A 6,158-nucleotide genomic window follows, 5' to 3' on the forward strand; every position below is an offset into this window, starting at 1 on the left:
GCCGTTGGCCCGGACGCCCGGTCCGGACGCCCGGAACTCGGCCGGGACGCGGTTCAGGGCGTCGTTCTTCTTCAGATTGATATGGCCGATGTTCGTGGAGATCAGCCCGCGCGGATCGCGCGCCTCGGCCGCCTTGAACCCTTTGCCGAACGGCGTCAGCCCCTCGGGCCGCGCCGTCGCGTTCAGGGGCGGGTGCGTGCGGAGCCACTTCGGGCTCGCGGTCTCGTCCATCCGGGAATGCCCCGCCCGGGTCGGATCCGGCCGCCCGCCCCGGGCCGCCCAGCTGAGAAGGACCGGCGCGGCCAGGAGGAAGGCGAGCGGCCAACCGGCCGCGAGGGCCCGGCGGATCGGGCGGAGATGGCTGCGGCTCATGTGATCCTCCTGGGAGCCAGTCCGAGTGCCGGGCCGGCTCCTCGCACGGAAGGACGTCTGCACGTCGTGAAACGCCGGTGAGCGCGATCGTTTTCCTAATACGGTCTGCGGGGCCGGTTGTCAACCATCGCCTGCGAGCCGGTTCAGGGTGTGGGCCGGGTCGCGGTCCGGACGCCGTGGGGCCCGGTGCGAGGCGCCGCGATCGTGCCGTATTTCTCTTTCCGCTAGAATGATTCGGATGCCAGCCCATCGTGTGCCCGGAATCGCCGTGGGATGGCCGTCGGGTCGCCCCGGGGCGCGGCGAAGGATCGCGGGGTGGCCCGCGGTGTGGCTCCTCGCGGCGGTCGGCGCGTCATCGTGCGGCCCCGCCCGGGAGCCCGGCACCACCGGGGCGGGGAACCCCGGCGCCCCGGGTGAGGCGCTCCCGGCGGCATCCCTGGAGACCGGCCTGAAGCTCTACCAGCGGGGGGACCTCAAGGGGGCCGAGCCGCACCTGGCAGGCGCATTGAAGCGGGCGCCGGACGACCACCGAATCCTCGAAGCACTCGGCTCGATCTATGCCCGCACCGATCGCTTCAAGCAGGCGGAGGAGAGCTTTCGCGCCGCGCTGCGGGTTGCTCCGGCCGCCCTCGGGGCGCGCCTCGGCCTGGCGGCGGTCTGCATCGACACCGGCCGTTATGACGAGGCGCGGGCCCTGCTCGCCGAGGCGGAGCGGCGGGAGCCGGGCAACCTGACCGCCCGGTTGAAGGGGGCGCTGCTCGATGTGCGTCTCGGGCGCATCGCGGAGGGGGAGGCCGGAGCGCGGTCGGTCATCGCGGGCCAGCCGGGCAGCGCCGAGGCCCATTACGTCCTGGGCCTGGCGCTCGAGAGGCGCGGGGCCATCGCCGAGGCCGCCGAGGAAATGCGCCGCGTCCAGGCCATCGCCCCGGCCCATCCGGGCGCGATCAGCCACCTGGTCACGCTCACGACCCGACTCGGTCAGACGGCGGAGGCGGGGCGCTGGCGCCGGGCTCAGCAACAGGCCCTATCGCGGCTCCACGTCGAGGAGCGGGTCCGCGATCACCGGATCAAGGGCGTCGAGGCGTTCAACCGGGAAGACTATGGGGCGGCGCTTGCCGAGTTCCAGGCGATCGCCCGCGAAGACCCCAACGATCCTCAGGTATACCTGCACCTGGGATCGACCCTTCTCGCTCTCGGCAGGCCGGACGAGGCCAGGAGCGCGCTGGATCGGTGCCTGGCGCTCGATCCCCGCAACGAGAGGGCGCTCGCAGAGATGGGGCGGCTGCACGCCCTGGCCAATCGCCTGGACGAGGCGATCGCCTCGCTCGAGAAGGCGATCGCCGCCAATCCCGAGTTCGCCGAGCCGCACTACTACCTTGCCGGCATCTACATGGCGCGAGGGGAGGCGGACCGCTACCGGGAGGAGATGAAGATCTTCGACGGCCTGCGCGCGCGCTCGCAGGGCTCCGCGCTCGACGTGCAGCCGGAGCGCGCGCCGTGACGGGATCCCGCGACGCCGCGCTTCTCGCCTGCGCCGCGCTCGTCCTGTGCTCCGCCTGCGACACGCGCGGCTCGCCTCCCGCGGCCCCGCCCGGAGCGGGTCCCTCCGCCGCGGGGGCGACGGCCGCGAGCGCGGGCCAGCCGATCGACGCTCCGTTCGAGGACGCGACCTCGGAGGCCGGGCTCGGCTTCGTCCACGTGAACGGGGCGACGGGGCAGAAGTACATTCTCGAGACGCTCGGCTCCGGTGTCTGTGTCTTCGACTACGACGGCGATTCGCGGCAGGACGTCTACTTCGTCCAGAGCGGCCGCCTGCCGGGGTACACCCCCAAGGCGACGCTGCGCTCGGCCCTGTACCGCAACCTGGGCGGCGGCCGGTTCGAGGAGGTCACGTCGAAGGCGGGGGTCGGGGGCCCGGATCGGTACGGCTTCGGATGCGTGGCCGGCGATATCGACGGCGACGGCGATCGGGACCTGTACGTGACCTACTACGGCCCGAACGTCTTGTACAGGAACAACGGAGACGGCACGTTTTCCGACGTGTCGGAACGGGCGGGCGTCGGCAACGGGCGGTGGAGCACCAGCGCCTCCCTGGCCGACGCGGACGCCGACGGGGACCTCGATCTCTACGTCGCCGCCTACGTCGAGTTCGACGAGAACAACAATCTTTACTGCGGTGAGAACCGGCCCGGGTGGCGCACCGTCTGCCATCCGCGCAATTTCGACCCGCAGCCGGATGCGTTCTATCGCAACCGTGGCGACGGCACGTTCGAGGACGCCACGTCCGCTGCCGGCATCGCGGACGGCACCGGCAAGGGCCTGGGAGTGGTGTGGGGCGATTACGACGGCGACGGCGACCAGGACATCTACGTCGCCAACGACGACACGCCGAACTTCCTGTGGCGCAACCGGGGAAACGGGACCTTCGAGGAGGTGGCCGGCCTGGTCGGCGTGGCCCTCTCCGAGGATGGCATCCCGCAGGCCGGCATGGGGACCGACATGGCCGATTACGACAACGACGGCCGGCTCGACCTCTTCGTCACCAATCTCTCGGAGGAGACCAACGAGCTGTACCACAACGACGGCAACGGCCTGTTCTCCGACCGGACGTTCGCGTCGGGCCTGGGCGCCCCGTCGCTTCTGGACCTCGGGTTCGGGACGTTTTTCTTCGACATGGACCAGGACGGCGACCAGGACGTCTTCGTCGCCAATGGACACATCATCGACAACATCGAACTCTACAGCGACACGATCACCTTTCAGATGAAGGCCGCCCTCTATCGCAATCTCGGGGACGGCCGGTTCGACCGCCTGGCCTACCCGGAGGGGGCGCCGCTCGGCCGGCGCCACGTGGCCCGGGGCGCCGTGCCGTTCGACTTCGACGACGACGGCGATCTGGACATCCTCATGACGCAGAACAACGGTCCGGCCGTCTTGCTGCGCCATGCGGGGGCGCCAAAGCGACACTGGATCACGGTCACTCTGGACGGCGCGGCGCCGAACCGGGACGCGGTCGGGGCATGGGTCGCGCTCGAGGCGGGGGGCGTCCGGCAGGTTCGCTACGCGCGCACCGCCTCCTCCTACCTCTCTCAGGGGGATCGCCGGCTCCACTTCGGCCTCGGATCCGGGACGGCGATCGACGCGATCGTGGTTCGCTGGCCCGGCCGGCACGGGTTCACCGAGAGCTTCGCTCCGGGGCCTGTCGATCGGTTCGTCACGCTGGAGCAGGGGAAGGGAAAACGGCTCCCAGGGCGCGCTGACGATCCGCCCGGGAGCCGGCCGAATCGCCGGACAGCCCCCTAGCCAGAGGGTTCGATCCGCCCGCTGACCACGTGCGAGCGCTGCGGGAGCCCGTCACGGGTGAGCCCCTCGAGCACGTAGTAATAGCGCCTGCCGCCGCGAACGTAGTCGTCCAGGAAGATGTAACCGGTGTCGGTCGCGCTGTCTCCGATCGCCGGGACGGCGACGGAGTTCAGCCGGGTGAACGGCCCCGCGGGAGTCTCGGCGCGGTAGATGTTCCAGGCGGCGAGGTTCTTCTCCGAGGCCGTCGTCCAGTCGAGGAGGATCGAGACGGAGGAACCGGACGCGGTGAACGACGCCAGGTCGTACGGCGCGTACGGATCGCTTGAGCCGCGCAGGACGAAATGCGTGTCCCCGCCCGCGCCGGGAAGAGCATCGTTGCGCAGGACCACCCAGGTCTCGCGGACGTCGGCCGAAGGGAGCGAGATGCGTCCGATGCCGGCCGGATCGAACTCCACCTGGGCCAGCAGGGGCTGGGCCGGTCCCCCGTGGTAGAAGATGAGCAGGTCGGCCGCAGGACGTCCCCCCTCGGCCGTGATCTCCAGATCGAGGCTGCCGCGCCGCCCATCGCCCGGCACCCGGTAGGCCGCCGCCCCTAGGGGCTCGATCGGATCGACCGGCTCGACCTGGAACGGGGTCTCGGGGCCCATGGGCACGAGGGGGGCGGCCGGGAGAGCGCGGCCGAAGCTGTAGTGCTGGCCGTCGTCCCGCTCGCCGGTGAACAGGTTCCATGCGGCAAACTCGCGATGGGCCTCCGCCAGGGAGCGCGCGTGGCGTTTGAGCACCTGTTCGGTCGCGGCCAGAGGATCGACGCCCTGGGTCGCCATGTCCTCCCAGACGAGACGGACGGTCGCCGGGTCCCCAGTGCTCTCCGACAGGAACAGGGGCCAGAGCAGGGCCCCTTCCATGGACATCAGGCCGTCCGCGGCAAGGCCACGCCCGCGCGCCTGGATCCGGGCCCTGAGGGCCGTCTCGTGGGCCTTCAGATCGCCGGTGGCCGTCAGGGAGAGAAAGGCCGCGCCCGCCTCGTCCCACCACAGTGGGGCGCGCGGCGCGAGGGACAGGAGCGACAGATGGGCCAGCTGGTGGAGGGTCGCCGGCATCACCCTGTCGGAGCCGAGCCCCGCGTCCAGGAGGACGAACGGCGCCGACTCGGTCCCCGCCGGTACCGCAAACCCTTCGAGGCCATGCCCCAGTTCGGCCAGGTAGACGTCCAGCCGCTCCCCTTCGGGAAGAGGCGCCGGGTAGCCGAGCCGCGTGACCAGGAGGGAGCGTGACGCCAGGAGAGCCTCGACGATCCGATCGACCAGATCCGGGTTTCCGTTGCGATCCCGGTCCACCGACATCAGGCCCGAGGATCGCGCAGCTCCAGGGTAGTGCAACGCGAACGCCCCGTCCTGGGTGAGTGCGACCCGCTCCGATTCGAGCGCCGGACGGCGGACCACGGCGAGGCGGGCCGCGTCGGACACGAGGGAGACGCCGGGCGAGGCCAGGTTGCGCACCAGGGGAGTGCCGCAGGACACCGGCAGGGCCTCGACGCCGGCCAGGATCGACAGGGCCTCTCCCGCCCCGCGGGGCGCCGCACCGGCGAGATCCGCCGGCCCGTTGAGATTCCTCCCCGGGAGAGCGCTGAGAAAGATATCGCGGTCGTCCGCCGCGCCCGCGCCTGGCGGCGCGAGCGGGAGAAGCAACATAACAGCCGCAATCGTCGAGCGGATGGCTCTCACCCCGTCCCCTCGTGACTTTCGTGCCCCAGAATATATGTCATAAACCATTGCAGGTCAACGGAGTTGCCCGATTCTTCCCGGCGCGGTTCGAGACCCGCGGAAAGCCAAAATCGTCATTCCGGGAGGGCCCTGAGGTGTAGAATGACGGCCACATCACGGAGGGACCGCAGGCCAATGAGTCGTGTGCGCCGCGAGCCCATTCTGTGTGCGATTCTGACCCTGTTCGGCCCGTCCCTTCTCCTGGCCCAGACCACGGGCACCCTGCGGGGCCTGACCACCGACGAGAAGGGGACGCCGCTTGCCGGCGTCTCCATCGTGGCCTCGAGCAGCAGCCAGGGGATCTCGGGGCGCGGGGCGGTCACGGACAGCACCGGGTCGTTCCAGGTCGGCTCGCTGCCCGCCGCGCGGGACTACTTCGTCCGCGCCACCTTCCCCGGGTTCGCGACGATGGATTTCTCGGAGGTCGAGATCAAGGGGGGCCAGGCGACGGCGCTCCGCATCACCCTGCAGCCCGGTACGCCGTTCCGCGAGCGGATCGAGGTGCGAGCCCGGCCGCAGATCGTCAACCTGGAAGTTACCACGACGCAGACGCGGCTTACGGCGGAGTTCATCGACGCCCTGCCGATCCTGGGGCGCAACTACCAGGACATCCTGTCCCTGGCGCCGGGGGTCACCGACACCGACGGCGACGGCAACCCCAACATCCACGGCGCCCGAGATACCGACGTCATCACGCTGGTGGACGGCGTCAGCACCACC

At 70.7% G+C, this 6,158-nt stretch carries 5 protein-coding genes; 3 read left to right on the top strand and 2 right to left on the bottom strand.

Features of this window, described 5'->3' with window-relative positions; all coding sequences use genetic code 11:
* On the bottom strand, positions 1-372 hold a 372-nt coding region (locus VGV60_07715), incomplete at its 3' end, for a hypothetical protein (GenBank protein HEV8701141.1).
* Between the two features lie 238 nt (positions 373-610).
* On the opposite strand from VGV60_07715, the gene VGV60_07720 reads away from it, so the two are divergent.
* Together VGV60_07720 and VGV60_07725 are read left to right on the top strand one after the other, a co-directional pair.
* Entirely contained in the window at positions 611-1,873 is a 1,263-nt protein-coding gene (locus VGV60_07720; protein HEV8701142.1) for a tetratricopeptide repeat protein, read from the top strand.
* On the top strand, positions 1,870-3,675 hold the full coding sequence (locus tag VGV60_07725) for a CRTAC1 family protein (protein HEV8701143.1): 1,806 nt from the start codon (positions 1,870-1,872) through the stop codon (positions 3,673-3,675). Before VGV60_07720 ends, VGV60_07725 begins: the two co-directional genes overlap by 4 nt.
* On the opposite strand, the gene VGV60_07730 is transcribed toward VGV60_07725, so the two are convergent.
* On the bottom strand, positions 3,672-5,399 hold the full coding sequence (locus VGV60_07730; protein ID HEV8701144.1) for a hypothetical protein: 1,728 nt from the start codon (positions 5,397-5,399) through the stop codon (positions 3,672-3,674). The genes VGV60_07725 and VGV60_07730 overlap by 4 nt on opposite strands.
* A gap of 174 nt (positions 5,400-5,573) precedes the next feature.
* Between VGV60_07730 and VGV60_07735 the strand changes: the two genes are divergently transcribed.
* A partial coding sequence (locus tag VGV60_07735) for a carboxypeptidase regulatory-like domain-containing protein (protein ID HEV8701145.1) occupies positions 5,574-6,158 on the top strand: 585 nt, incomplete at its 3' end.

It is taken from the genome of Candidatus Polarisedimenticolia bacterium (assembly GCA_036001465.1).
In the GTDB taxonomy this organism is placed as follows: Bacteria; Acidobacteriota; Polarisedimenticolia; order Gp22-AA2; family Gp22-AA2; genus Gp22-AA3.

Bases quoted from the DNA above. Each gene is read 5' to 3' on its own strand.
- VGV60_07720 (HEV8701142.1), top strand. From the start codon at position 611: ATGCCAGCCCATCGTGTGCCCGGAATCGCCGTGGGATGGCCGTCGGGT.